This is a genomic window from Streptomyces abikoensis, assembly GCF_014648775.1.
GTDB lineage: Bacteria > Actinomycetota > Actinomycetes > Streptomycetales > Streptomycetaceae > Streptomyces > Streptomyces abikoensis.
Genome location: NZ_BMRT01000001.1, coordinates 596,019 through 619,437, shown reverse-complemented (window position 1 = coordinate 619,437; position 23,419 = coordinate 596,019). Strand labels below are relative to the sequence as shown.

General features: G+C 74.8%; 25 protein-coding genes. 8 read left to right on the top strand and 17 right to left on the bottom strand.

Annotated features, from left to right (window positions below; all coding sequences use genetic code 11):
- Positions 1-10 precede the first annotated feature (10 nt).
- From IE096_RS02695 to IE096_RS02685, 3 genes are read right to left on the bottom strand one after another with little or no spacing between them, the layout of a single operon-like run.
- Positions 11-1,204: an acyl-CoA dehydrogenase family protein gene (locus IE096_RS02695; protein ID WP_189447958.1), complete on the bottom strand. Its 1,194-nt coding sequence runs from the start codon at positions 1,202-1,204 to the stop codon at positions 11-13.
- Positions 1,201-2,343 (bottom strand): acyl-CoA dehydrogenase family protein, encoded by a 1,143-nt coding sequence (locus IE096_RS02690; RefSeq protein WP_189447956.1) that lies wholly within the window; start codon positions 2,341-2,343, stop codon positions 1,201-1,203. Before IE096_RS02690 ends, IE096_RS02695 begins: the two co-directional genes overlap by 4 nt.
- Positions 2,343-3,194 (bottom strand): enoyl-CoA hydratase, encoded by an 852-nt coding sequence (locus IE096_RS02685; protein ID WP_189447954.1) that lies wholly within the window; start codon positions 3,192-3,194, stop codon positions 2,343-2,345. The genes IE096_RS02690 and IE096_RS02685 overlap by 1 nt, the downstream gene beginning before the upstream one ends.
- A 45-nt stretch (positions 3,195-3,239) precedes the next feature.
- Between IE096_RS02685 and IE096_RS02680 the strand changes: the two genes are divergently transcribed.
- The 3 genes from IE096_RS02680 to IE096_RS02670 are packed head-to-tail and all read left to right on the top strand — an operon-like array spanning position 3,240 to position 5,833.
- Positions 3,240-4,040: an SDR family oxidoreductase gene (locus IE096_RS02680; protein ID WP_189447952.1), complete on the top strand. Its 801-nt coding sequence runs from the start codon at positions 3,240-3,242 to the stop codon at positions 4,038-4,040.
- 14 nt (positions 4,041-4,054) lie between these two features.
- Positions 4,055-4,666, top strand: a complete 612-nt coding sequence (locus IE096_RS02675) for a TetR/AcrR family transcriptional regulator (protein ID WP_189447950.1) — start codon at positions 4,055-4,057, stop codon at positions 4,664-4,666.
- Positions 4,667-4,675: 9 nt separating this feature from the next.
- Positions 4,676-5,833 (top strand): acetyl-CoA C-acetyltransferase, encoded by a 1,158-nt coding sequence (locus IE096_RS02670; RefSeq protein ID WP_189447949.1) that lies wholly within the window; start codon positions 4,676-4,678, stop codon positions 5,831-5,833.
- Between the two features lie 6 nt (positions 5,834-5,839).
- Here IE096_RS02670 and IE096_RS02665 read toward each other — a convergent pair whose 3' ends face one another.
- Positions 5,840-6,280, bottom strand: a complete 441-nt coding sequence (locus IE096_RS02665) for an Lrp/AsnC family transcriptional regulator (protein WP_189447947.1) — start codon at positions 6,278-6,280, stop codon at positions 5,840-5,842.
- Positions 6,281-6,359: 79 nt separating this feature from the next.
- On the opposite strand from IE096_RS02665, the gene IE096_RS02660 reads away from it, so the two are divergent.
- Both IE096_RS02660 and IE096_RS02655 read left to right on the top strand, forming a co-directional pair.
- Positions 6,360-7,109 carry an AzlC family ABC transporter permease gene (locus IE096_RS02660; RefSeq protein WP_189447945.1) on the top strand — a complete coding sequence of 250 codons (750 nt, stop codon included), beginning with the start codon at positions 6,360-6,362 and terminating at the stop codon, positions 7,107-7,109.
- Positions 7,102-7,434, top strand: coding sequence for a branched-chain amino acid transporter permease (locus tag IE096_RS02655; RefSeq protein WP_189447942.1), 333 nt, complete (start codon positions 7,102-7,104; stop codon positions 7,432-7,434). The genes IE096_RS02660 and IE096_RS02655 overlap by 8 nt, the downstream gene beginning before the upstream one ends.
- 57 nt (positions 7,435-7,491) lie before the next feature.
- Here IE096_RS02655 and IE096_RS02650 read toward each other — a convergent pair whose 3' ends face one another.
- From IE096_RS02650 to IE096_RS02630, 5 genes are read right to left on the bottom strand one after another with little or no spacing between them, the layout of a single operon-like run.
- Positions 7,492-8,334 carry an SCO6745 family protein gene (locus IE096_RS02650; RefSeq protein WP_189447941.1) on the bottom strand — a complete coding sequence of 281 codons (843 nt, stop codon included), beginning with the start codon at positions 8,332-8,334 and terminating at the stop codon, positions 7,492-7,494.
- Positions 8,331-9,404 carry an NAD(P)H-dependent flavin oxidoreductase gene (locus IE096_RS02645; RefSeq protein ID WP_189447939.1) on the bottom strand — a complete coding sequence of 358 codons (1,074 nt, stop codon included), beginning with the start codon at positions 9,402-9,404 and terminating at the stop codon, positions 8,331-8,333. The genes IE096_RS02650 and IE096_RS02645 overlap by 4 nt, the downstream gene beginning before the upstream one ends.
- Positions 9,401-10,153, bottom strand: coding sequence for a CoA-transferase subunit beta (locus IE096_RS02640; RefSeq protein ID WP_189447937.1), 753 nt, complete (start codon positions 10,151-10,153; stop codon positions 9,401-9,403). Before IE096_RS02640 ends, IE096_RS02645 begins: the two co-directional genes overlap by 4 nt.
- Positions 10,150-11,019, bottom strand: coding sequence for a CoA transferase subunit A (locus IE096_RS02635; RefSeq protein WP_189447934.1), 870 nt, complete (start codon positions 11,017-11,019; stop codon positions 10,150-10,152). The genes IE096_RS02640 and IE096_RS02635 overlap by 4 nt, the downstream gene beginning before the upstream one ends.
- The gene (locus tag IE096_RS02630) at positions 11,016-11,783 is read right to left on the bottom strand and encodes an enoyl-CoA hydratase family protein (RefSeq protein WP_189447933.1); all 768 of its coding nucleotides are present in this window, start codon (positions 11,781-11,783) and stop codon (positions 11,016-11,018) included. Before IE096_RS02630 ends, IE096_RS02635 begins: the two co-directional genes overlap by 4 nt.
- An 82-nt stretch (positions 11,784-11,865) precedes the next feature.
- On the opposite strand from IE096_RS02630, the gene IE096_RS02625 reads away from it, so the two are divergent.
- The 3 genes from IE096_RS02625 (at position 11,866) to IE096_RS02615 (ending at position 14,127) form a co-directional block, all read left to right on the top strand.
- Positions 11,866-12,660 (top strand): SDR family oxidoreductase, encoded by a 795-nt coding sequence (locus IE096_RS02625; RefSeq protein ID WP_189447931.1) that lies wholly within the window; start codon positions 11,866-11,868, stop codon positions 12,658-12,660.
- Positions 12,657-13,577: an SDR family oxidoreductase gene (locus IE096_RS02620; RefSeq protein ID WP_189447929.1), complete on the top strand. Its 921-nt coding sequence runs from the start codon at positions 12,657-12,659 to the stop codon at positions 13,575-13,577. The genes IE096_RS02625 and IE096_RS02620 overlap by 4 nt, the downstream gene beginning before the upstream one ends.
- Before the next feature lie 82 nt (positions 13,578-13,659).
- Positions 13,660-14,127 carry a flavodoxin family protein gene (locus IE096_RS02615; RefSeq protein ID WP_189447927.1) on the top strand — a complete coding sequence of 156 codons (468 nt, stop codon included), beginning with the start codon at positions 13,660-13,662 and terminating at the stop codon, positions 14,125-14,127.
- Here the strand turns inward: IE096_RS02615 and IE096_RS02610 are convergent, their stop codons facing one another.
- The 8 genes from IE096_RS02610 to IE096_RS02575 are packed head-to-tail and all read right to left on the bottom strand — an operon-like array spanning position 14,128 to position 23,396.
- Positions 14,128-14,988: an ABC transporter permease gene (locus tag IE096_RS02610; RefSeq protein WP_126917046.1), complete on the bottom strand. Its 861-nt coding sequence runs from the start codon at positions 14,986-14,988 to the stop codon at positions 14,128-14,130.
- The gene (locus tag IE096_RS02605) at positions 14,985-17,699 is read right to left on the bottom strand and encodes an alpha/beta fold hydrolase (protein WP_189447925.1); all 2,715 of its coding nucleotides are present in this window, start codon (positions 17,697-17,699) and stop codon (positions 14,985-14,987) included. The genes IE096_RS02610 and IE096_RS02605 overlap by 4 nt, the downstream gene beginning before the upstream one ends.
- 43 nt (positions 17,700-17,742) lie before the next feature.
- Positions 17,743-18,291 carry a DUF1697 domain-containing protein gene (locus IE096_RS02600; RefSeq protein WP_189447923.1) on the bottom strand — a complete coding sequence of 183 codons (549 nt, stop codon included), beginning with the start codon at positions 18,289-18,291 and terminating at the stop codon, positions 17,743-17,745.
- Positions 18,288-19,037 (bottom strand): ABC transporter ATP-binding protein, encoded by a 750-nt coding sequence (locus IE096_RS02595; RefSeq protein ID WP_189447920.1) that lies wholly within the window; start codon positions 19,035-19,037, stop codon positions 18,288-18,290. The genes IE096_RS02600 and IE096_RS02595 overlap by 4 nt, the downstream gene beginning before the upstream one ends.
- Positions 19,030-19,947 carry an ABC transporter ATP-binding protein gene (locus tag IE096_RS02590; RefSeq protein WP_189449508.1) on the bottom strand — a complete coding sequence of 306 codons (918 nt, stop codon included), beginning with the start codon at positions 19,945-19,947 and terminating at the stop codon, positions 19,030-19,032. The genes IE096_RS02595 and IE096_RS02590 overlap by 8 nt, the downstream gene beginning before the upstream one ends.
- A gap of 41 nt (positions 19,948-19,988) precedes the next feature.
- A complete protein-coding gene (locus tag IE096_RS02585) occupies positions 19,989-20,816 on the bottom strand; it encodes an ABC transporter permease (protein WP_189447918.1) in 828 nt (275 codons plus the stop codon).
- Positions 20,809-21,774: an ABC transporter permease gene (locus tag IE096_RS02580; RefSeq protein ID WP_189449509.1), complete on the bottom strand. Its 966-nt coding sequence runs from the start codon at positions 21,772-21,774 to the stop codon at positions 20,809-20,811. The genes IE096_RS02585 and IE096_RS02580 overlap by 8 nt, the downstream gene beginning before the upstream one ends.
- Positions 21,775-21,800: 26 nt before the next feature.
- Positions 21,801-23,396: an ABC transporter substrate-binding protein gene (locus IE096_RS02575; RefSeq protein WP_189447916.1), complete on the bottom strand. Its 1,596-nt coding sequence runs from the start codon at positions 23,394-23,396 to the stop codon at positions 21,801-21,803.
- Positions 23,397-23,419: the final 23 nt, after the last annotated feature.

The window sequence follows — 23,419 nt, the reverse complement described above, 5'->3', positions numbered from 1 at the left end:
GTGAAAGAGTTCAGTGGGGGAGTTCCAGGGCATCCCGGCGGCAGTCCTCCGGCGATCCCCACGCCTGCCGCAAGGCCCGTGCCTTGCCCAGCCACAGCGACAGCTCGTATGCGGATGTGTAGCCGATCGCCCCGTGCACCTGGAGGGCCGTGCGCGCCGCCGCGTACGCCGCGTCGCAGGCGGCCGCCTTGGCAGCCGCCACCTCCGCCCGGGCGCCCGGGGAGCCCGCCGCCAGCGCCACGGCCGCGCCGTACAGCAGGGGCCGCGCGAACTCCAGGCCGATCAGCGCGTCCGCCAGCCGGTGCTTGACCGCCTGGAACGAACCGATCACCGTGCCGAACTGGACGCGCCGCCGTGCGTGGGCCACCGTCCGGTCGAGGAGCGCGTGCCCCACCCCGAGCGCCTGCGCGGCGGTCGCGTACGCCGCCCACAGGCGCGCGTGCGCGGCCGCCTCCCGCACGGCGGGCCCGGCCGCCAGCCGCTCCCCGCCCGCCGCCGGTACGGCCAGACGCCGCGCGGGGTCGACGGACGGCAGGACCGGCCCGTGACCGGGCGCCAGCCACAGCCCGTCCGCCGCGTCCCCGTCCGCCGCCTCCCCGTCACTGCTGGTCACCACGAAGACCGCGTCCGCCGCGTCCGCGTCCAGCGCGTACGGCCGCGCGGGGCCGATGGACCGCAGGACCGGGCCGCGACCGGGCTCCGCATCCTCGGCACCGGCCGTCGCCACGAAGACCGCGTCGACCGCGTCGGCGGCCGGCGCGTACGGCCCCCCGGCCGGCGCCGCCGCCCGGCCGGCGCGAGGGCCGTGCTCGGCGCGGGCCGGGGCCGCCAGAGTCACCCGTGCCCGGCCCGCGCACACCTTCGGCACCCACTCCTTCGCGGGCGCCGCCTCCCCGGCCTCCGCCAGCCGCGACAGCAGGGCCATCACCGCCACCGTCTCCACCAGCGGGCCCGGCACGCAGTGCCGGCCGAACTCGACGAACGCGACGCCCACTTCCACCGGCAGCGGCCCCACCCCGCCCAGCCCGCCGGGCGCCGCCAGCGTGAACACGCCCGCGTCCGCCGCCCGGCGCCACAGCGCCCGCCCCGGCCCGTGCTCGCCGCGCGCCCACGCCCGCACCGCCGAGGGCGTGTCCGCCGCCGCGAACATCCCGTCCAGCGAGCGCCCGAAGGCCGTCTGCCCGTCGTCCAGCGCGAACCTCATCCCCGCCGTCCCTTCGGCAGCCCCAGCAGCCGCTCCGCGATCACATCCCGCTGGATCTCGTTCGTCCCGGCGTAGACCGGCCCGGCCAGGGCGAACAGCCAGCCCTGCGCCCAGTCCGCGTCGACGAGCTCGCCGTCGGCGCCCAGCAGGTCGAGGGCCGTCTCGTGCAGCGCGAGGTCCAGCTCCGACCAGAACACCTTCGTCAGGCTCGCCTCCGCCTCCGGCGGCGGACCCGGCCGCGACACCTGCCCGTAGGCGTACAGCCGGTACGCCCGCGCCCGGATCACCGCGTCCGCGACCCGGTCCCGCAACGCCGTGTCACCGGGATCGGCGGCCGAACGCCACAGCTCCACCAGCCGCCCGGCCGCCGCCGTGAACCGGCCCGGGGCGCGCAGCGCCGTCCCGCGCTCGCTGCCCGCCGTGCTCATCGCCACCCGCCAGCCCTGCCCCGGCTCCCCGACGACGTCCTCGTCGGGCACGAAGACCTCGTCCAGGAAGATCTCGGCGAACACCGGCTTCCCGTCGAGACGCCCGACGGGCCGTACGGTCACCCCGGGCGCGTCCAGCGGGAACAGCGCGTACGTCAGCCCCCGGTGCGGACGGTCCGCCCCCGGGTGGCTGCGGAACAGGCCGAAGGCCCGGTCCGCGAACACCGCCCGCGACGACCACGTCTTGTTCCCGCTGAGCAGCCACCCGCCGTCCGCACGGACCGCGACCGAGCGCAGCGCCGCCAGGTCGGAGCCCGCCTCGGGCTCGGACCACGCCTGGGCCCAGACCGTCTCGCCGCGCGCCATCGGCGGCAGGATCCGCGCCCGCTGCTCCTCGGTGCCGTGCGCGAGGAGCGTGGGGGCGAGCAGGGCGATGCCGTTCTGGGAGATCCGGACGGGCGCGCCCGCCGCGTGGTACTCCTCCTCGAAGACCAGCGACTCCACCGGCGAGGCGCCCCGGCCCCCGTACGCGCACGGCCAGGAGACCGCCGACCAGCGGCCCTCGTACAGCGTCCGCTCCCACGCCCGGTGCTCGGCGAAGCCCCGCGCGGTCTCCGGCGGGGCGAGCGGGGTGGCGGGCACGTGCTCCGCCAGCCAGGCCCGCGCCTCGGCGCGGAAGGCGGTCTCCTCGGGGGTGAGGTCGAGGTCCATCAGCGGTCCTTCATGGCCCGGGCGTCCATCCCGGCGAGCGGATCGCCGGCCGTCTCCGCGTTGTGCGCGTGCGCGAGGTGGTGGAGGGCGAAGGCCGAGTCCAGGCCGCTGTGCAGCCCTTGGAGGTCCTCGGCCTGATTGACCGCCCGTTTCGTCAGCGCCAGGCCCATCCGGGGCATCCGGGCGATCCGCCCGGCCAGGGCGCGGGTCTCGGCGGCCAGCGCCTCGCGCGGCACCACCCGGTTGACCATCCCCACCTCGTACGCGCGGCGCGCGCTCATCCGGTCGCCGGTGTAGAGGAGTTCCTTGGCGATCCGCGGCGGCATCACCCACGGGTGGGCGAAGTACTCGACGCCCGGGATGCCCATGCGTACGACCGGGTCGGCGAAGAACGCGTCCTCGCTCGCCACGATCAGGTCGCACACCCAGGCCAGCGTCAACCCTCCCGCCACGCAGGCTCCCTGGACGCTCGCGATCAGCGGCTTGGGCAGTTCGCGCCAGCGCCGGCACATCCCGAGATACACCTCGGACTCGCGGGCGAAGCGCCGCTCGGCGCCGGATCTGCCGGAGTGGTCCCACCACAGCCCGGCCCGGCGGGGGAACGACACATGCTCGTCCCGGCCGGGCGACCCGATGTCGTGCCCGGCCGAGAAGTGCTCACCCGCCCCGGCCAGGACGACGACGCGGACGTCGTCGTCGGCCGCCGCCTCGGAGAAGGCCGTGTCCAGGGCGTAGGTCATCGCGGAGTTCTGCGCGTTGCGGTACGCGGGCCGGTTCATGGTGACGGTCGCGACGGGGCCGTCGCACTCGTAGCGCACGACAGGACCGGCGTCCACAGGGTCAGTGGTCATCAACCATCCTTCCCTAACAAGTGTTTGGTAGGTTAGCGTGGGGCCATGAGCAGCGTCGAGGGCTCCGGCCCGCCGCCTCCGCCACCCGGCCACGACCTGCTGACCGGCCGCGCCGCCGTCATCACCGCCGCCGCGGGCACCGGCATCGGCGGCGCCACCGCCCGCCGCTTCCTGGAGGAGGGCGCGAGCGTGGTCCTGGGCGACGCCCACGCGTCCCGCCTCGAACGCGTAGTGGCCGAGCTCGCCGGGGAGTTCGGGGCGGACCGCGTGGCCGGAACGCCCTGCGACGTCACCGACGAGGCCCGCGTCGCCGCCCTCCTCGACCTCGCCGAGGAACGCCACGGAACCCTCGACGTCCTCGTCAACAACGCGGGCCTCGGCGGTACCGCCGAACTCGCCGACATGACCGACGACCAGTGGCACCGCGTCCTCGACACCACCCTCACCGGCACCTTCCGCTGCACCCGCGCCGCCCTGCGCCGCATGCGGGCGCGCGGCACCGGCGGCGCCGTCGTCAACAACGCCTCGGTCCTCGGCTGGCGCGCCCAGCGCGGCCAGGCCCACTACGCCGCCGCCAAGGCCGGCGTCATGGCCCTCACCCGCTGCGCGGCCCTGGAGGCCGCCGACCACGGCGTCCGCGTCAACGCCGTCGCCCCCAGCCTCGCCGCCCACCCCCACCTCGCCCGGGTCACCACGCCCGAGCTGCTGGAACGGCTGGCGGAACGGGAGGCGTTCGGCCGGGCGGCCGAGCCCTGGGAGATCGCCAACGTCATCGTCTTCCTCGCCAGCGACTACTCCTCGTACATGACCGGGGAGACCGTCGCCGTCAGCAGCCAGCGCGCGTGAACGAGAATGGCACCGTGCCGACCAGCAAGCCGACCAGCAAGAAGGCCACCCCCACGCGGCGCGGGGAACTCCTCGCCACGGCCGCCGAGGTGTTCGCCGAACACGGCTACCGGGCCACCACCGTCCGCCGGATCGCCGACGAGGCGGGCATGCTCGCCGGGAGCCTCTACTACCACTTCGACTCCAAGGAGTCGATGCTCGACGAGATCCTCACCGGCTTCCTCGACGACCTGTGGGCTCGCTACGACGCCGTCCTCGCCGCCGGGCACGGCCCCCGCGAGACCGTCACCGCGCTCGTCACCGAGTCCTTCCGCGAGATCGACCGGCACCGCGCGGCCGTCGCCCTCTACCAGAAGGAGTCCCCGCACCTCGCCGGTAACCCCCGCTTCTCCTACCTCGCCGACTCCCGGCGGAGGTTCGAGGAGATGTGGCTGGGCGTCCTCGGGCGCGGCGTGGCCGACCGGTCCTTCCGCGCCGACCTCGACACCCGCCTCGCCTACCGCTTCCTGCGCGACACCGTCTGGGTGGCCGCGTCCTGGTACCGGCCCGGCGGGACGCACAGCGCGGAGGAGATCGCCCGGCAGTACCTGTCCATGGTCCTGGACGGCATCGCCGCACGACCTTAGGAGCCCGTCATGGCCGAAGCGTTCATCGTCGAAGCGGTACGCACCCCCGTCGGCCGCCGCGGCGGCGCCCTCGCCGCCGTCCACCCCGCCGACCTGGGCGCCCACGTCATCGCCGAACTCATCCGGCGCACGAACGTCGACCCGGCGGCCATCGACGACGTCGTCCTCGGCTGCCTCGACACCGTCGGCCCGCAGGCCGGGGACATCGCCCGCACCAGCTGGCTGTCCGCCGGCCTCCCCGAGGAGGTCCCCGGCGTCACCGTCGACCGGCAGTGCGGCTCCGGCCAGCAGGCCGTCCACTTCGCCGCCCAGGCCGTCCTCTCCGGCACCCAGGACCTCGTCGTGGCCGGCGGCACCCAGAGCATGTCGCAGATCCCCATCGGCTACGCCTTCCACCGCGCCACCGAACCCCTCGGCCTCACCCAGGGCCCCTTCGCCGGCTCCCACGGCTGGCGCGCCCGCTACGGCGACCGGCCCGTCAACCAGTTCCACGGCGCGGAGACCATCGCCGACCAGTGGGGCATCACCCGCGAAGCCATGGAGGAGTACGCGCTGCGCTCCCACGAACGGGCGGTGCGCGCCGGCGACGAGGGCCGCTTCACCCGGGAGACCGTGCCGTACGGGGACGTGACGGCCGACGAGGGCCCGCGCCGCGACACCTCCCTCGCCCGCATGGCCGCCCTCCAGCCCGTCGTCCCCGGCGGGCGGCTGACCGCCGCCGTCTCCTCCCAGGTCTCGGACGGCGCGGCGGCCCTGCTGATCGCGAACGAGCGTGCCGTGCGCGACCACGGGCTGACCCCCCGCGCCCGGATCCACCACCTCTCCGCGCGCGGCGAGGACCCCATCCGCATGCTCACCGCCCCCATCCCGGCGACCGCCCACGCGCTGCGCCGGGCGGGCCTGAACGTGGACGACATCGACCTCTTCGAGGTCAACGAGGCCTTCGCGCCCGTCGTCCTGGCCTGGCTGAAGGAGACCGGCGCCGACCCGGACCGCGTCAACGTGAACGGCGGGGCGATAGCGCTCGGGCACCCGCTGGGGGCGACGGGGGCGAGACTGATGACGACGCTGGTGGCGGAGCTGGAGCGGGCGGGCGGACGCTTCGGCCTGCAGGTGATGTGCGAGGGGGGCGGACAGGCGAACGTGACGATCGTCGAGCGGTTGTGAAGCCCCTCAGTCGTCCGTCTTGATCTTCTTCATGACGAGGTGGGAGTCGACCCGGGTGACGGCCCGGAGCCCGATCAGCTTGGTGGTCAGGAACGTCTCGTACGCCGCGTGGTCCTCGACGGCGACCCGGATGAAATAGTCCGGGCGGCCGAAGAGACGGTGGAACTCGACGACCTCGTCATAGGAGGCGATCGCCGACTCCAGCTCCTCGACCGTCTGGAGGTCGTTGACGCCGATCTCCACGGCGGCCATCACCTCGAAGTGCCGGCCGGACGCCGCCGGGTCGATCCGGGCCCGGTAGCCGGTGATGATCCCCTCGTCCTCCAGGCGCTTGACCCGGCGCAGACACGGCGGCGGCGTCAGACCGACGCGTTTGGCCAGCTCGACGTTGGTCAGACGACCGTCCTGGCGCAGATGGAACAAAATTTCCCGGTCGATGTCGTCCATGTAATGAAGTGTCGCACGAGCGCGAAACGGAGGAATGATCGGAAACCAAATTACGTGGTCAAAAACCTAAAATTGCCGCATGAACGCCCCGTCAGACGTGGCCATCCGCCGCGAGCACCAGGACACCGCCCCACCCCCTCCCACCACGTCCGACTTCCGGTCGGCCCTCAAGGACTCCAGTTCCGTGGGCCTGGCCCTGTTCCCGCTGGGCATAGCCCTCGGCGTGCTCGTCGTCCACGCGGGGCTGGACTGGTGGTGGGCGACCGCGATCACCGCCTTCGTGTACGCGGGCTCGCTCGAATTCCTCCTCGTCGGCCTGATAGCCGCGGCGACGCCGCTGGCCCAGGTCGCGCTCACGGCGTTCCTGGTCAACTTCCGGCACGTCTTCTACGCCCTGTCCTTCCCGCTGCACCGCGTCAGGAGCCGCGCCGGCAAGGTCTACAGCACCTACACGCTGACGGACGAGGCCTACGCGCTGACCACGGGTGAGTCGGCGCACGACTGGAGCGGTCGGCGGATCGTCTGGCTCCAGGCGCTGTGCCAGGTCTACTGGGTCGTCGGCGCCACCCTCGGCGCGCTCTTCGGCTCGCTGGTCCCGGCCGAACTGACCGGTCTGGACTTCGCGCTGACCGCCCTGTTCGTCGTCCTGGCCGTCGACGCCTACCTGGCCAAGCGCGACATCCCCACGCCCGCCCTCGCCCTGGTGTGCGCGCTGGTCGCCCGTTTCGTCCTGCCGGGGCAGATGCTGCTCGCCGCGCTGGGCCTGTTCACCGCCGGGCTCCTGGCCCGCCGCGCGTTCGCGCCGCGAGGGGAGACGGCCCGTGCCTGACCACGCGACGTACGTCGCCGCCGCCATCGCCATATCCGCCGCCGTCACCTGGGCGCTCCGCTGCCTCCCCTTCGCCGCGCTGGCCCCCCTGCGGGCGAGCGACACCCTGCGCTACCTCAGCGTGCACATGCCGGTCGGTGTGATGGTGATCCTCACCGTGTACACCCTCCGCGACGTCTCCCTCACGACCGCCCCACCCGTCGCCCTCGCCCTCGCGGCCACGCTCGCCCTCCACCTGTGGCGCCGCAACGCGGTCCTGAGCGTCCTGGGCGGCACGGCGATCCATGTGGCCCTGGCGAGCGCGGTGTTCAGCCACGCTGGCTGACGGGGGTCCGGGGGCGGAGCCCCCGGGAAACGGTGAAAGGGCGGGACTGGGGCCTCCTCACCCCCGCCCGCCCCTGGGCAGCCCGATCGGATTCGGGAACCGCAGCGCTCCCGCACAAGCCTTTGCCAACGGCGCGAGCACGGCCCGAAGTTCCTCGGCGTCGGACTCGGCCCACACCCGCCCCGCCGCCAGATCCGTCGCCTCCTCGACGGACGCCAGGAGAGCCCGCCCCTCCCGCGTAGCGACCCCGTCGCCCCCGAGCAGCCCCCGCCCCACCAGCCGCGCCCCCGCCGCCTCCCACTCGTCGTCCGTCCAGCCCCGGTAGGGCTGGAGCTCCGAGCGCGGCACGTCGATGCCCGACCGCAGCACCAGCGCCTCGCAGCCGTCGAGCCCGGCGGCGACGAGGGCCGCCACATGGCCGTCGCCCCGGTGCTCGCGCAGCAGCGTCGCCGCGTGCCACAGCCGCTCCAGCGGGTCGTCGGGCCAGGGCTGCGCCGCGTGCGCGGCGGACAGCACGCGCCCGCCGTGGTCCAGGCCCTCCGCGACGCCGGCGAGTAGCTCCCCCGCCCGTGCCGCCTCCTTCTCCCGGCCCGCCAGCAGCCGTTCCAGCGCCGCCCGCGCTCCCGCGCGCCGGATCTCCAGGGCCCGCGCGGGCGGAGTGATGTCCCAGACGGACGGCAGCGCCCGGGCGACCGTCCCCGGCGCGAAGCCGAAGAACGCCGCCGTGACCGGCTCCGGGCCCACCGGCCCGAGCGGTGCCGCCCGTCCGGCGAAGTAGCCGCGCCGCCAGCCCCGAAGCCCCGCCTCCTCGAAGGCGGTCAGCGCCTCCGGGGCGAAGTAGACGACGGCGTGGACGGGTTCGTACAGCTCCCACAGCGCGCGGGCGGCCGTGTCGTTCATTGCCAGGACCTCCGATCCTCCGGCACATGCCGGCCCAATCCTCGCAGCACCCCCTCCGCCTCCGCCATGATCCGTTCGATCAGCGCCGCGCAGGACGGCAGGTCCTCGATGACTCCCGCCACCTGCCCGGCGGCCATCACCCCCAGATCCGTCCGGCCGTCGACCATCGCCGCCTTCAGCAGCATCGGCGTGTTCGCGGCCAGCAGCACCCGCCCCCAGCCGAGTTCCCCGCCGTGCCGCAGGGCCCGCCCGTCGCGCAGCATCCGCCGCCACGTCAGCCCCGACAGTGCCCGGAACGCCGCCGCGTGCCGCAGCGCCCGCACGAGCGTGGCGGTGCGGCCCGCGCGCTCCAGCGCGGTGACGAAGGGGGTGCGCAGCATGCGGTGGGGCAGGCCGTCGATCCGGTCGGTGACGGTGACGTCCTTGACGGACGCGGCGAGGTACGCGGCCTTCACGGCCGCCGGGACCGTGCTGTCGGAAGTGAGCAGGAAACGGGTGCCCATGGCGATGCCCGCCGCCCCGTAGGCGAGGGCGGCGACCAGGCCCCGGCCGTCGTGGAAGCCGCCCGCCGCGACGACCGGGACGCCGACCGCGTCGACGACCTGCGGCAGCAGCACCGACGTCGCGACCTCGCCCGTGTGGCCGCCGCCCTCGCCGCCCTGGACGATCAGCGCGTCGGCGCCCCACGCCGCGACCTTCTCGGCGTGCCGCCGGGCGCCGACGGAGGGGATGACGACCACGCCGGCGTCCTTGAGGCGGGCGATCAGCTCCCGCGAGGGGGCCAGCGCGAACGACGCCACCCGCACCCCCTCCGCCACCAGGATCGCGGCGCGTTCGGCGGCGTCGCCCGCGTCCGCGCGCAGGTTGACGCCGAAGGGCCGGTCGGTGCGGGACCTCACCTCCCGGACGGCGGCCCGCAGCCGCTCCGGGGTCATGGTGGCCGCGCCCAGGATGCCGAGGCCCCCGGCGGCGGCGACGGCCGTCACCAGCCGGGGGCCCGCCACCCAGCCCATGCCGGTCTGCACGACGGGGTGCCGGACGCCCACGAGCTCGGTGAGGGCCGTCCTCACGGCCGTACCTCGCGGTCGCGGAGGCCGTCCGGGTCGAGGACCTCGCGGATCAGCCGCAGTTCGGCCGCCGTCGGCGGCCGGGTGCGCGGCACGTCCGCCGGCACGTCGAGGGGGAAGCCGGTGGCCGCCCGCACCTCCTCGGCCGTGACGCCGGGGTGCAGCGAGCGCACCCGCAGCGTGCGGTCCGGCGTCTCGAAGTCCAGCACCGCGAGGTCGGTGACGACGCGCCGGAGGCCGTGGAAGCGTGTCGCGGCGGGCCCGGCGGCGGCCGCCCGGTCGTGGCCGACGCCGCAGACCATGTCGACGCGCTCGACCAGGACCCGGGGGGAGTGCCGGGGGATCCAGTAACTGACCGGGTGGTTGAGGGAGTTGACGGGCGCGCCGCGCACGCCCAGCAGCTGCCGGTCGGGGCGGCGGGCGTCGCCGATGCGGCTGATGTTCTGGTTGCCGTACCGGTCGAGCTGGCTCGCGCCCATCATCACGTGCCGTCTGCCGCCGGTGACCAGCGCCAGGTGGCGGCGGAACGGCAGCCAGCCCTCGATCACCCGGGCCGGGCGGCCCAGCGCCGGCACGTCGGCGATCAGCATCGCCTCGCCGTCCGTCAGCAGCAGCTCCGGGGCGAACGTCAGCCGCGCCAGCCTTGCCCCGATCGTGGGGACCGTGCCCATCGGGCTCGCCAGGATCTCCCCGTCGCCGCGCCAGACCTCCGCGCAGGCGACGACGCAGATCTCGGCCCTGCTCGCGTTCACGAGGCATCCCGCCCGTGTGTCGCCGCGACCGCCGCCCGGTACTCGTCCTCGTCGCCGGACAGGAACCGCGCGACGAACTCCCGCCAGGCCGCTGGGTCGGCGGCGGCCCGCGCGTACGCCGCCTGGAACGCCTCGTCGCGGTCGTAGTCCGGCGCGCACGAGGTGAAGTGGGCGCCGCCCGGCGCCTCGACGACCCCGGTGACGCAGTGCCGCTGGACGAGCAGCGTCTGCGGCCCGCCCTCGTCCGCGAACTCCTCGCTGGTGACGAGCCGTTCACAGGAGACGTACGCCTCCTTGGCCGCCTCGCAGAACAGGTCGTCGAAGTACGGGTCCGGGCCCAGGTACTGGGCGTTGCCGCGCGCGTCCGCGCGGTTGAGGTGGACCAGCGCCGCGTCGAGGGACAGCGCGGGCACGGCGACCAGCTCCTCCCCGTCCTCGTACGGCGAGACCACCGTCCGCAGGTCCGGGCCCGCCGTCATGACGTCCGAGCCGATCCCGGCCCGCACGGGCAGGAACGGCAGCCGGTGCGCGGCGGCCGTCAGGCCCCACATGACCATCGCCTCGTCGAGCTCCACCAGCTCCAGCCCGCCCCGCTGCCGGGCCGCGCGGAAGTGCGGTTCGAGGGGGATCGAGTCGAGGGAGACGAAGGCCGTCACCAGCTTGCGGATCCGGCCCGCCGCCGCCAGCAGGCCGACGTCCGGGCCGCCGTAGGAGACGACGGTCAGATCGGTCAGCCCGGCCCGCAGCACGGCCCGGACCAGCGCCATCGGCTTGCGGCGCGACCCCCAGCCGCCGATGCCGATCGTCATGCCGTCCGCCAGCCGGGCCACCGCCTCGTCGGCGGTCATCCTCTTGTCGGCCGTCATGCCCCCTCCCTCCCCGGGCCCGGCCGGCCGGCGGCGAAGGCGGCGCGGTACCGGTCGCCGACGCCGCCGAGGGCCGCCTCGAAGGTGAAGCCCTGCTCGTAGCGGTAGCCCCGCCGGACGTCGACGGGGTCGATGCCGTTGAGCGCGGCCTTGGCCATGCGCAGCAGCGCGCCGTCCTTCGCCGCGATCTCCCGCGCCAGCTCCAGCGCCGCCCCGGCGAGCCCCGGCCGGGGCGTGACGCGCCAGACCGAGCCGTGCCGGTGGAGCTCGGCGGCCGTGACGGTGCGCGAGGTGTAGAAGAGCGTGCGCATCAGATGCTGGGGTACGAGACGGGAGAGGTGGGTGGCGGCGCCCAGCGCGCCCCGGTCGAGCTCGGGCAGCCCGAACACCGCGTCGTCGGAGGCGACGATCGCGTCCGCGTTGCCCACGAGGCCGACGCCGCCGCCCAGACAGTGGCCGTGCACGGCCGCGACGACCGGGACGGGACAGTCGTAGACGGCGGAAAAGGCTTCGGCGCAGGCGTGGTTGACGTCGACGAGGGCCCGGTGGCCCGGCGTGCCGCTCAACTCCTTGAGGTCCACGCCGGCGTTGAAGCCCCGCCCGGCGGCGGTGAGCAGGACACAGCGGGTGTCCGGGTCGGCGCCGGCCGTGCGGACCGCGGCCGCCAGCGCGTACCAGCCGCGCACGGGCAGGGCGTTGACGGGCGGGACGTCCACGGTGACGACGGCGATGCCCGGTTCGGGGCGTGCGGTGGAGATGCCCATCGGCTACCTTTCCACCAAACGTTTGTTAGGTATCGGTCCGTTGTCGACGGTAGCAGCGGACCGTTCGCCGGGGGAGGCGTGGATGAGCGGAACTCCCGGTCCGGAGCCGGACGGCCGCCGGGTCGTACTCGTCACCGGCGGCACCCGGGGCGTGGGCGCGGGCATCGCGCGGGCCTTTCTGCGCACCGGCGCGCACGTCGTGGTGTGCGCCCGTCGCCCACCCGACGAGCCGGTCACGGCGGCGGGGTGGACGGCCCGCTTCCACAGCGCGGATCTGAGGGAACCAGCGGCTGTCGAGGAGGTTTTCACCTGGCTCGCCGCCGAGTACGGCCGGCTCGACGTCCTCGTCAACAACGCCGGCGGCACGCCCCACCGGCCCCTGGACGCGGCGGACGCGGCCCGGCACGTCCGCGTCCTGGAGCTCAACCTCCTCGTGCCGCTCGCCGTCTCGCTCGCCGCCCGGCCGCTGCTGCGGGCGCGGCCCGGCCCGGCGGCCGCGGCGATCGTGATGATCGGCAGCGTCAGTGGCACCCGTCCCTCGCCCGGCACCGCCGCCTACGGCGCGGCCAAGGCCGGGCTCGCGAACCTGGCCCGCACCATGGCCGTCGAGTGGGCCCCGGACGTCCGGGTCAACACCCTCGTCCTCGGCATGGCCGACACCCCGGCCGCCCGGGCGCACTACGGCGGCGAGGCGGGCGTGGCCGCCGTCGGCCGGACCGTACCGGCCGGGCGGCTCGCCGAGCCCGACGAGATCGGCGAGGCCGCCGTCTTCCTCGCCTCGGACCGGGCCGCCTACATCTCCGGGGCCGCCCTGCTCGTCCACGGCGGGGGCGAGGCCCCCGCCTTCCTCGCCGCAGCACAGGGAGGAACGGCATGACCGGAATCCGCGCGGGACGGGTCGCCGTCGTCACCGGCGCCGGGCGCGGCCTCGGCCGCGCCCACGCGCTGGCGCTCGCCGCCGAGGGCGCCCGGGTCGTCGTCAACGACCTGGGCGCGGGGCCCGCCGGGCAGGGCGCCTCGGCGGACCCCGCCCGGCTCGTCGCCGAGGAGATCCGCGCCCGGGGCGGCGAAGCCGTCGCCCACGCCGGTGACATCGCCACCGACGAGGGCGCCCGCTCGCTCGTCACCACCGCCCTGGAGACCTACGGACGCCTCGACGCGCTCGTCAACAACGCCGGGTTCCTGCGCGACCGCATGCTCGTCAACCTCGGCGAGGACGACTGGGACGCCGTCGTCCGCGTCCACCTCAAGGGCCACTTCCTGCCCCTGCGCCACGCCGCCGCCCACTGGCGGGCACGGGCGAAGGCGGGGAGCGTGCCCGAGGCGCGCGTCGTCAACACCACGTCCGGCGCAGGGCTGCTGGGCAGCGTCGGGCAGGCCAACTACGCCGCCGCCAAGGCCGGCGTCGTCGCCCTCACCCTCGTGGCCGCCGCCGAACTGGCCCGCTACGGCGTCCAGGTCAACGCCGTCGCCCCGGCGGCCCGCACCCGGATGACCGAGCGGGTCTTCGCGGAGGCGATGGCCGCGCCGGAGGACGGCGGATTCGACGCGATGGCCCCGGCCAACGTCTCGCCGCTGGTGGCCTGGCTGGCGTCGGCGGACGCGGCCGGCGTCACGGGCCGGGTCTTCGAGGCGGAGGCCGGGCGCATCACGGTCATGGAGGGCTGGCACCCCGGCCCCACGGCCGACAAGGGCGACCGCTGGACACCGGGGGAGGCGGGAAAGGCGGTACGGGAGCTGCTGCTACGGGCGCGGACGGAAGGGCCGGTGTACGGGACGGGCCGAGAGGTGTGATCACCGACACATCCGCCGCCTGTCACGCCCGCCGCCCGGGTGGTGTCCCCATGGTGCGAGCCGAAACGAAAGGAGCGCCATCATGAGGACCGTCATCGTGTGCACGTCCGTCTCCCACGGCAACACGAGGAGGATCGCCGACGTCATGGGCCGGGTCCTGGACGCCCGGGTCGTCGAGCCCGAACAGATCGACGCGGCCGAGCTCGCCACTTACGACCTGGTGGGATTCGGCTCGGGCATCTACACGCAGAACATCCACCCGCGGCTGCGCCGGTTCGCCGAGTCGCTGCCGGAGGGCCGGTACCGCAAGGCGTTCGTCTTCACCACCAGCGGACTGCCCGAGCCGCCGTTCCGGCCCCACAGCCGCTCCCTCGCGCGGCTTCTGGAGAAGAAGGGCTTCGACGTGAACGACAGCTTCCAGTGCCGCGGGTACGACACCTGGCTGCCGTTCAAGCTCGTCGGCGGGATCAAGAAGGGACGGCCCGACGCCACCGATCTCCAGGCGGCGCGCGCGTTCGCGGAAGGGCTGAGGGTCAGGGCACTGTCCTGATCAGGACACCACGTCCTTGCCCCGGAAGTGCCGGAACGCCAGCGCGAAGAACACCACCGCGTACGCGACCGACACCGCCGTGCCCTTGACCATCCCGCCGTACTCCGGACGCGGCTGGAGGGCGTCGGCCCACGCGTACTGCCAGTGGGCCGGCAGCAGGTCCCGCCAGTCGCCCAGCGCGGTGACGGCGTCGAGGACGTTGCCGACGATCGTCAGGCCCATCGCGCCGCCCACCGCGCCCAGCGGCGCGTCCGTGACCGTCGACAGCCAGAACGCCAGCGCCGCCGTGACCAGCTGGCCGACGAACACGAAGGCCACGCAGAGGGCCAGCCGGCCCGTCGCCGTGCCCGCGTCCAGGGAGCCGCCGGTGGGGATCCGCAACGGCCCCCAGCCGTAGGCGGCCGTGCCCGCCGCGAGCGCCACCAGCGGCAGCAGCACCATCGCCGCCGCGCTGAAGGCCAGCGCCACGGCCAGCTTGGCCCACAGCAGCCGGGCGCGCGGCACGGGCGCGGCCAGCAGGTACCGCAGCGACGACCAGCTCGCCTCCGAGGCCACCGCGTCACCGCAGAACAGCGCCACCGGTACCACCAGCAGGAAGCCCGCCGAGACGAACAGCGCGGTGGCGGCGAAGTTCGCGCCGGAGGCGGTGGCCGTGTCCATCAGCGTCACCCGCCCGTCCCGGCCCTGCCGGTCGCCGCCGATCGCGAAGGCCGCGATCAGGACGAACGGCAGCACCGCCAGCACGGCGCCCATCACCAGCGTGCGGCGCCGCCGCAGTTGCCGCGCCGCCTCCACCCGCAGCGGAAGGGTGCGGCCGGCCCGGTAGCCGGGCGCGGATTCGACAGCCGTGGTGCCGCTCACGCGGAGCCTCCGATCAGGGTCAGGAACGCGTCCTCCAGGCGCCGGTGCGGGCCCACGCTCGTCACGGGCACCTCCAGCCGGACCAGTTCCACCAGCAGTTCCGGCACGGTCGCGCCGTCGAGCCGCACCAGCAGCCCCTCGTCGGCCCGCACGGCCGACGCCACGCCGGGCAGGGCGGCCACCTTGTCCACCGTCACCTCCGAGGGCGGGCCCGCGACGCCCACCAGCAGGGTGTCGCCCGAGCCGACGATGTCCGCGACCGGGCCCGCGCCGACCAGCCGCCCCCGGTCCATGACGACCAGATGGGTGCAGGACTGCTCGACCTCGGCGAGGAGATGACTGGAGACGATCACCGTGCGGCCGGCCGCCGCGTATCGGATCATCACCTCGCGCATCTCCCGGATCTGCGGCGGGTCCAGCCCGTTGGCCGGCTCGTCGAGGATCAGCAGGTCCGGCAGGCCCAGCATGGCCTGGGCGATCGCGAGGCGCTGCCGCATGCCCTGGGAGTAGGTGCGGACGGCCCGGTCCAGCGCGGAGCCCAGCCCGGCGATCTCCAGGGCCTCCTCCAGGTGCGCGTCCTCGGCGGGACGGCCGGTGGCCCGCCAGTACAGGTCCAGGTTGGCCCGCCCGGACAGGTGCGGCAGGAAACCCGCGCCCTCGACGAACGCGCCGACCCGCGACAGCACGGGCGAGCCCGGCCGGATCGCGTGCCCGAAGACCCGGATCTCCCCGGCGTCGGGCCGGATGAGGCCCATGAGCATCCGCAGCGTCGTGGTCTTGCCCGCGCCGTTGGGCCCCAGCAGCCCCACCACCTGTCCGCGTTCGACCTGGAACGACAGGTCGCGCACGGCGTACCGGTCCGCCGACTTGGCGTACCGCTTGCTCAGCCCGGAGATCCGCAGCGGCACGTCGGCCAGCTCCGGGTCGGGCGCGGGGGCGGTGGTGCGGCGCCGCCCGGTCAGCAGCAGGGCCGCCGCGACCAGCACGCCGCCGACGGGGAGTCCCCACGTCCACCACGGCAGGCCGGCCGAGCCGGTCCGCACGTCGAGGGCGGTCGGGACGCTCAGCCCGCCGCCCGCGAGGGAAACGGTGTAGCGGGCGGGGTGCGTGGGGGAGGCGTAGCCGAGGTCGGTGGCGGAGAGCACGAGCCGCATCCGGTGCCCGGCCTCGAAGGTGTGGTCGATCGCGGGCAGCCGCAGCTCGACCGTTCTGCCGTCCTTCGCGTCCTCGACGCGCAGCGGGGCGACGAGCTGTCCGGGCAACTGCTGCTGGCCGCCGGGGCCGACGTCGTAGACCTTGGCGAAGAGGACCGCCTCGCCGGTGTCGGAGGCGACCTTCACCTTCGCGGTCGGCGTGCCGGTGACGTGGACGCCCTCGGACAGCGGGGCGGAGTCGAAACGGGCGTACTGGCCGGGGAAGTCGAGGGACACCCCGAGGCCGAGCCCCGACAGCTGGGAGAGCCCGCCCCCGACGCCGGGCACGGCGGAGACGGCCGGCGGAGCGGCACCCGCCGGGTTGGCGAACGACCGTGTGCCACCGGCCAGGGGTACGGTCCGGGTGTCGGACCGCAGCCCGGGGTAGCGGGTGCCGGTCGCCGCGCGCAGCCGCGCCCTGCCGTCGGTGGTGTCGATGCCGCCGGTGCGGCTGACGCGGAAGGCCGGTCCGGTGCCCGTGGACTCGTCGTCCTTGAGGTAGCGGTCGAACCACGCGCGCGTGCGCCGCTCGATCCGGTCCTGCTCGGCCGCGAGGCCGGTGTCGTGCCCGCCGGCGATCCAGTCGACGGCCACGGGCGCCCTGTTGCGGCGGACGGCGGCGGCAGCGGCGTCGGACTGGTCGAGGGGGAAGAGGGAGTCGTTCTGCCCCTGGACGATGAGCGCGGGAACCTTGATGCGGTCCGCGACGGCGGAAGGGCTGCGGCGCTCCAGCAGTTTCCGCGCCTCCGCGTCGGGCTTCCCGGCGACGGCCACCCGCTCGTACATCTCGCACAGGCTCCGCTCGAACCGGCCGCAGCCGGAGGGGCCGCCCGTGGTCCTGGACGGGGCCGGGGCGGATCCGGCGGGGGCCGAGGTGGCGCCGGTGGTGAAGAAGATCCCGGCCCAGAGCTTCTTGAAGACGTCGCCGGGGAAGAGGGAATCGGCGAGGTTCCAGTAGGTGATCTGCGGGGCGATGGCGTCGACGCGCTTGTCGTACCCGGCGGCGAGCAGCGCGATCGCACCGCCGTACGAGCCGCCCGCGATGCCGACGCGCGGGTCCCCGGCCGCGTCGAGGCGCACCTCGGGGCGCCGGGCGAGCCAGTCGATCAGCCGGCTGACGTCGGCGACCTCGCGGTCCGGGTCGTTGAGGCCGATCCGTCCGGTGGAGTGCCCGAAGCCTCGCGCGGACCACGTCAGCACGGCGTAACCGGAACGGGCCAGCTCCTCCGCCTCGGGCCGCAGGTCGTCCTTGCTGCCGCCGAAGCCGTGCGCGAGCAGCACCGCCGGGCGACGCTCGCCGGCGGGGCCGGACGTGAAGAAGGAGGTGTCGATCCGGACGGTGTCCTTGCCCCCGCCCGGGCCCTCGGGCATGACGATCGACCGGTCCTCGCGGCGCACGGGAGGATCGCCGCCGGTGGCCGAGGCGACCGTCCAGGTGCCGGCACCGCCGAGCACGACGACCGCGGCCACGGCGGCGAACAGCCGCCGCCCGCGCGGACGGGGGAGACGCAGCTTCATGTTCGAATGCTAAGCGGAGCCCGTGTCCGGCTGAGCGCGGTGGTCACTCCCCGGCCATGTCCGCCAGCCTGGTGACGGTGTTCCAGTTGCGCCCGGTGCCCGCCGTGCCCAGCCGCCGCTCGGTGAGCACCTTCGCCAGCCGGGAGTCCCGGATGCCGTTCGCGTAGTGCGCGTACACCTCGCGCTCGCCCAGCGCGAACGCCTCGGGCGCGTACTCCGCCGGGTCGAGATCCGCGACGGTCGCCGGGTCGGCCGGCCCGGCGAGGAAGGTCACGACGAACCGCGCGGGGTCGACCTCCTGCCCGGCGAACGGATTGGCGTCGACGACACGGCGTATCTCACCCGCCTCGCGTACGAGACAGGTCACGGAGAACCCCAGCTCCCGCTCGATGGCCTCCTCCAGACGGGCGGCCAGCGTCGCCTCGTCGGCGCCGTCGTCGGCGGAGTGGGTGAAGACGGCGTTGCCGCTGTTGAGATGGGTCCGGACGGATTCGCACCCCATGCCGGCCAGCAGCTCCCGCAGGGTCTGCATGGGGACGCGCTTCTTGCCGCCGACGTTGATACCGCGCAGCAGCGCCACATACGTTGTCATTGCGTCACCCTAATCACGGGGACCGTATTCAGCCCGTCCGGCGTTTGAGGACCGGGGGTCCGGGGGCGGAGCCCCCGGGAAACGGTGAAGGGGCGGGTCAGGGGCTCCCACCGCACCGTCCGGTCGCACCACCGCTCCAGCAGCACCGCGTCGTGCCCCACCGCCAGCAACCCCGCCCCGCTCTCCCGGCGGTACGCCTCGACGACCCCGACCAACGCCGCCGTCGTCGACGCGTCCAGCATCGCCGTCATCTCGTCACAGATCAGCCACCGCGGCCGCGCCACCAGCGCCCGCGCCACGCACGCCCGCTGGAGCTGCCCGTCGCTCACCTCGTGCGGGCGGCGCGCCAGGAGCTCGGCCGACAGGCCGACGACCGGCGCCAGCTCGCCCACCCGGGTGTCGGCCTCGGCACGGCGGCCCGTCGCCCGCAGCGGCTCGGCGATCAGGTCGCGGAGCCGCAGCCGGGGGTCGGCCGACTGCCGGGGCTGCTGGAAGACGACCCCGAACGCGGTGCGCTGCTCGCGCGGCGCGCGGTGCCGCCAGCCACGGGCGGGCTCGCCGTCGATGACGACGGACCCCGCGTCCGGCCGGTGCAGCAGCGCGGCCACGCGCGCCAGCGTGGACTTGCCGCAGCCGCTGGGCCCGAGCAGCCCCACGGCCTCGCCGTCGCCGATGGTCAGCGACACGTCGCGGACGACCGGGTCGCGCGGGTCGTACCCGGCGGTGATACCGCGCAGCTCAAGCACGGGAAGCCTCCTCGGCGAGCGGGCGGTGCGGATGATGGCAGGCCACCCCGTCGACCAGCGCCGGAACGGCCTCGCACGCCTCCTTCGGTGTGGCGCAGCGCGCCGCGAAGGCGCAGCCCGCGGGCAGCGCGCCGAGCTCCGGCGGCATCCCCGGAACGGGCGCGAACGCCCGCTCCGGCAGCGCGTCCAGCAGCCCCCGCGCATACGGGTGCCGGGGCCCGGCGGCGCCGAAGAACACGGCCGCGTCCGCGATCTCGACGACGCGGCCCGCGTACATCACGGCGACGCGGTCGGCGATCCGCTCGGCCGCCGCCAGGTCATGCGTGATCATCAGCAGTGCGTGGCCCGCGTCCGCGTGGCGGCGCAGTTCGTCGGCCGTGCGGTCGACGAGCTCGCGGTCCAGGCCGGTCGTCGGCTCGTCGGCCAGCAGCAACGGCGCGTCGCCGACGAGCGCGAGCGCGGTGGCCGCGCGCTGCGCCAGGCCGCCGGAGAGCTGGTGGGGATAGCGGTCGAGGTGACCGGCCGGGAACGCCGCCCGTGCGGCGGCCGCCTCCACGGCCTCCGCCAGCGCGGCCCCCCGGGCGCCGGTCAGCTCACGCACCGTCTCCGCCAGTTGCGCGCGCACGGTCCGTACGGGCGTCAGGTGCGCGGCCGGGCTCTGCGGCACGAGCCCGATACGGCGGCCCCGGACGGTACGGGCCAGCGTCCGCTCGTCGGCGGAGAGCAGCTCCAGGCCGTCGCCGAGGCGCGCCTCCCCGGACGTCTCGGCGTTGCCGGGCAGCAGCCCGAGCAGCGCCGAGGCCAGGACGGACTTGCCGCAGCCGCTCTCGCCGACCAGGACGAGGCACTCCCCGGCGGCCAGCTCGAACGAGACGTCGCCGACGGCCGCGACATGCCTGCCGCCGGGCATCCGGAACCGTACGGACAGCTCACGGACGGAGAGGACCGTCGTCACAGCGTCAGCTCCGATCGGTGCCGGGGATTGAGCCGCGCTCGCCACGCGCCGGCCAGGCCCGCGAGGGCGAGGGTGGGAACGATGATGAACAGCCCGGGGAAGAGCGTGGGCCACCAGTCGCCCGCGAGCAGCGAACCCCGCGCGCTGTTGACCATGTTGCCCAGGCTCGCCCGGTGCGTGGGCAGGCCCAGGCCCAGGAAGGACAGCGCCGACTCGTGCCAGATCGCGTGCGGCACCATCAGGACCGCCGCGAGCCCCGCCTGCGGCAGCACCGCCGGCAGCAGGTGCCGCACCGTCACGCGCCACCGCGACGCGCCGCCGGAGACGGCCGCGTCGATGTACGGCCGGGAGCGCAGCGACAGCACCTCGGCCCGCACCACGCGCGCCGTCGACAGCCAGTGGGTGACCGCCACCGAGGCGACCACCGGCCAGATCCCGGGCCGGAACAGGGCGACGACGAAGATGCCGAGCAGCAGGTGCGGCACGGCCGAGAAGAGGTCGACGAGCCGCATCAGCAGCCGGTCCGGCCAGCCGCCGAACGCGCCCGCGAGCGCCCCGGCCGCCGTGCCCACGACGGTCGCGACGAGCGCGGCCACCACGCCCACGAGCAGGGAGACGCGCAGCCCGTACACGCAGCGCAGCAGCAGGTCGCGGCCGACCTCGTCGGTGCCGAAGGGGTGCGCCGCGCCCGGCGGGAGCAGCTTCGCGCCGAGGTCGACGGCCTGCTCGTCCAGCGGCACGGCGAGCGGTACGACGAGCACGGCGAGGACGACGGCGGCCATGACACCGGCCGAGACCCGCAGGGCCCGGGTGCGGCTACCCATCGAAACCTATCCTCGGATCGACCAGCCCGTACAACAGGTCGGCCAGCAGATTGCCCACCAGCACGGCCGCCGTGGCGAGCACGGTCAGGGCGGCGAGCAGCGGGAAGTCGACCTTGGTGGCCGCCTCGACCGTCGCCGAGGCGATGCCCGGCCAGCTGAACACGGTCTCCACCAGCAGCGCGCCGGTGATGAGCTCGGGCACGCGGGAGCCGATCAGGGTGAGGACGGGCAGCAGCCCGGACCGCAGGGCGTGGCCGAGGAGGACCGTCCGCTCGCGCAGCCCGCGGGCGCGGGCGCCGCGCACGGGGTCCTCCGCCAGCGCGTCCCCGACTCCCTGACGCACGTACAGCACGAACCACGGCAGCTGGGTGGCGGCGAGGACGGCCGCCGGGAGCACGAGGTGCGAGGCGACCTGGCCGGCCGTGGCGACGTCGGCGCCGGTGTCGGTGAGACCGCCGGCCGGGAGGACGCCCAGCTCGACGGAGAAGAACCAGACGGCGAGCAGCCCCAGCCAGAACGGCGGGGCCGCCTCCAGCGTGTAGGCGAGCCCGGTGACGGCCCGGTCGAGCCACCCGCCGCGCCGCCGGGCGGCGAGGACGCCCAGGACGGTGCCCACGCTCACGGCCACGACGAAGGCGACGCCGCACAACAGCACGGACCACCCGACGCGCTCGCCGATGACGTGGGAAACGGGCTGGCGCAGCGCCGTCGACTCGCCGAGGTCACCGGTGAGCGCGGCGCCCAGCCAGTCCCACCAGCGGGTGACGAACGGCTCGTCGGCGCCGAGGTTCGCGCGCAGCTGGTCCAGGACGTCCCGCCGGGCGCCGAGCCCGGCGGAGCCGGCGTACGCCTTGGCCGGGTCGAAGGGCGAGGCGGCGGCGAGGGCGAAGACCCCGAAGGTCACGACGGCGAGCAGGGGGACGGCGGCCAGCAGCCGCCGCCCCGCCATGCGCGCCATCGGCCCCCAGGGGAGGGCCTTGCGGTTCACTTCGCCGGCTGCCAGTCCTCGACGTTCCACCACGGGCCGGCGCCCAGGCCGTGGTCGTGCGGCTCGACCTGGGTGGTGAGGCCCTTCCGGTCGCCGTTCATCACGTAGAGGTGGTCGACGTGGGTGAGGAAGACATAGCCGGGGTTGTCGGCGAGACCGCGCTGCACCGCGTCGTAGGCGGCCTTGCGGGTGGCCTTGTCGCCGCCGCGCCGGCCCTCCTCCAGGGCCTTGTCGACGGCCGGGTCGCTGTAGGCGGCCATGTTGTTGAAGCCGTCGAGGGCGAGGGAGGAGTGCAGCAGGTTGTAGAGGTCGAAGTCGGGGTCGGCCGGGTTGCCGCCGCCGGCGAGGACGGCGTCCTCCTTCATCCGCGGCTCGATGACCTCCCAGGTGCCGCTCTGCACCTTCACGTCCACACCGGCCTTCTTGGCGTCGGAGGCGAAGGCCAGGGCGTGCTCCTCGCGCAGCTTGTCACCGGCGGGGAACCAGAGGGTGAAGGCGGCGCGCTGCCCGTCCTTCTCCCTGATGCCGTCGCCGCCGGGCTTCCAGCCCGCGTCGTCCAGCAGCTTCTTCGCCTTGTCCAGGTCGTGCGGCCGCTCGGTGCCCTTCGCGAACCACTCGCTGTCCGTGGGCACGGGCCCGTATCCGGCCCGGCCCGCGCCCTCCAGCAGCTTGTCGACCATCGCGTCGCGGTCGACGGCGAGATCGAGGGCGCGGCGCACGGCGACGTCGCCGGTGACCTTGTTCGCGGTCGGCAGGGTCACCCCGCGGAAGTCGGTGGTCCGGGCGGTGAGAGTGACCTTGGACTTGTCGCCCTTGAAGCCCTTGACCAGGTTCGGCGGCAGGATCGCGCCGTCGAGGTCGCCGGAGCGCAGCCGGGTGGCGCGCACGTCGTCGTCCTTGATGATCGCCATGGTCAGCTTCTTGACCTTCGGCTCGCCGCCCCAGTAGGCGGGGTTGGCCTTGAAGGTCAGCTTCTCGCCCTTGCTCCAGCCGGTGAGGACGTAGGGCCCGGTGCCGATGGGCGCCGTGTTGAACGAGCCGGTGTTGACGTCCTGCCCCTTGGCCGCGTGCTCGGGCACGATCGGCAGGACGGTCCGCTCGGCGAAGGGCGCGTAGGGGTACTTGAGCGCGAAGACGACGGTGTCGTCACCGGCGGCCGTGACCTTGTCGATCGCGGCGAGCTCGCCCTTGGCGGCGTTGTTCGTCTTCTCGTCGAGGATGGTCCGGTAGGTGAAGACCACGTCCCCGGCGGAGAACGGCTTGCCGTCGCTGAACGTCACGCCCTTGCGGAGCTTGTAGGTGTACGTCCGTCCGTCGTCGGTGACCTTCGGCAGCTCGGCGGCCAGGGCCGGCTCCAGCTTCATCGCGGAGTCGCGGCGGAGCAGCCCGTCGAAGATCTTCGAGTTGCCGTCCTTGCCGTAGCCCAGGAGCGGGCTGAGCGTCTCGGGCTCGTTGGCGAGCCCCACGACGAGCTCGTCCCTGCCCTTCCCGGCCTTGTCACCGCCGCCCGGCGCCGAACAGGCCGCCGCGCCTGCCGCGAGGACGCCGGCCATGGCCGTGGCGGCCACTCCCCGTATGGACCGGGCCGTCATGCCCACACCTCTAATCAAGATCT

Coding starts and splice junctions, on each gene's coding strand:
- IE096_RS02695 (WP_189447958.1), bottom strand. CDS start 1,204: ATGAGGTTCGCGCTGGACGACGGGCAGACGGCCTTCGGGCGCTCGCTG.
- IE096_RS02690 (WP_189447956.1), bottom strand. CDS start 2,343: ATGGACCTCGACCTCACCCCCGAGGAGACCGCCTTCCGCGCCGAGGCG.
- IE096_RS02685 (WP_189447954.1), bottom strand. CDS start 3,194: ATGACCACTGACCCTGTGGACGCCGGTCCTGTCGTGCGCTACGAGTGC.
- IE096_RS02680 (WP_189447952.1), top strand. CDS start 3,240: ATGAGCAGCGTCGAGGGCTCCGGCCCGCCGCCTCCGCCACCCGGCCAC.
- IE096_RS02670 (WP_189447949.1), top strand. CDS start 4,676: ATGGCCGAAGCGTTCATCGTCGAAGCGGTACGCACCCCCGTCGGCCGC.
- IE096_RS02665 (WP_189447947.1), bottom strand. CDS start 6,280: ATGGACGACATCGACCGGGAAATTTTGTTCCATCTGCGCCAGGACGGT.
- IE096_RS02660 (WP_189447945.1), top strand. CDS start 6,360: ATGAACGCCCCGTCAGACGTGGCCATCCGCCGCGAGCACCAGGACACC.
- IE096_RS02650 (WP_189447941.1), bottom strand. CDS start 8,334: ATGAACGACACGGCCGCCCGCGCGCTGTGGGAGCTGTACGAACCCGTC.
- IE096_RS02635 (WP_189447934.1), bottom strand. CDS start 11,019: ATGACGGCCGACAAGAGGATGACCGCCGACGAGGCGGTGGCCCGGCTG.
- IE096_RS02630 (WP_189447933.1), bottom strand. CDS start 11,783: ATGGGCATCTCCACCGCACGCCCCGAACCGGGCATCGCCGTCGTCACC.
- IE096_RS02625 (WP_189447931.1), top strand. CDS start 11,866: ATGAGCGGAACTCCCGGTCCGGAGCCGGACGGCCGCCGGGTCGTACTC.
- IE096_RS02620 (WP_189447929.1), top strand. CDS start 12,657: ATGACCGGAATCCGCGCGGGACGGGTCGCCGTCGTCACCGGCGCCGGG.
- IE096_RS02615 (WP_189447927.1), top strand. CDS start 13,660: ATGAGGACCGTCATCGTGTGCACGTCCGTCTCCCACGGCAACACGAGG.
- IE096_RS02605 (WP_189447925.1), bottom strand. CDS start 17,699: ATGAAGCTGCGTCTCCCCCGTCCGCGCGGGCGGCGGCTGTTCGCCGCC.
- IE096_RS02600 (WP_189447923.1), bottom strand. CDS start 18,291: ATGACAACGTATGTGGCGCTGCTGCGCGGTATCAACGTCGGCGGCAAG.
- IE096_RS02590 (WP_189449508.1), bottom strand. CDS start 19,947: ATGCCCGGCGGCAGGCATGTCGCGGCCGTCGGCGACGTCTCGTTCGAG.
- IE096_RS02585 (WP_189447918.1), bottom strand. CDS start 20,816: ATGGGTAGCCGCACCCGGGCCCTGCGGGTCTCGGCCGGTGTCATGGCC.
- IE096_RS02580 (WP_189449509.1), bottom strand. CDS start 21,774: ATGGCGCGCATGGCGGGGCGGCGGCTGCTGGCCGCCGTCCCCCTGCTC.
- IE096_RS02575 (WP_189447916.1), bottom strand. CDS start 23,396: ATGACGGCCCGGTCCATACGGGGAGTGGCCGCCACGGCCATGGCCGGC.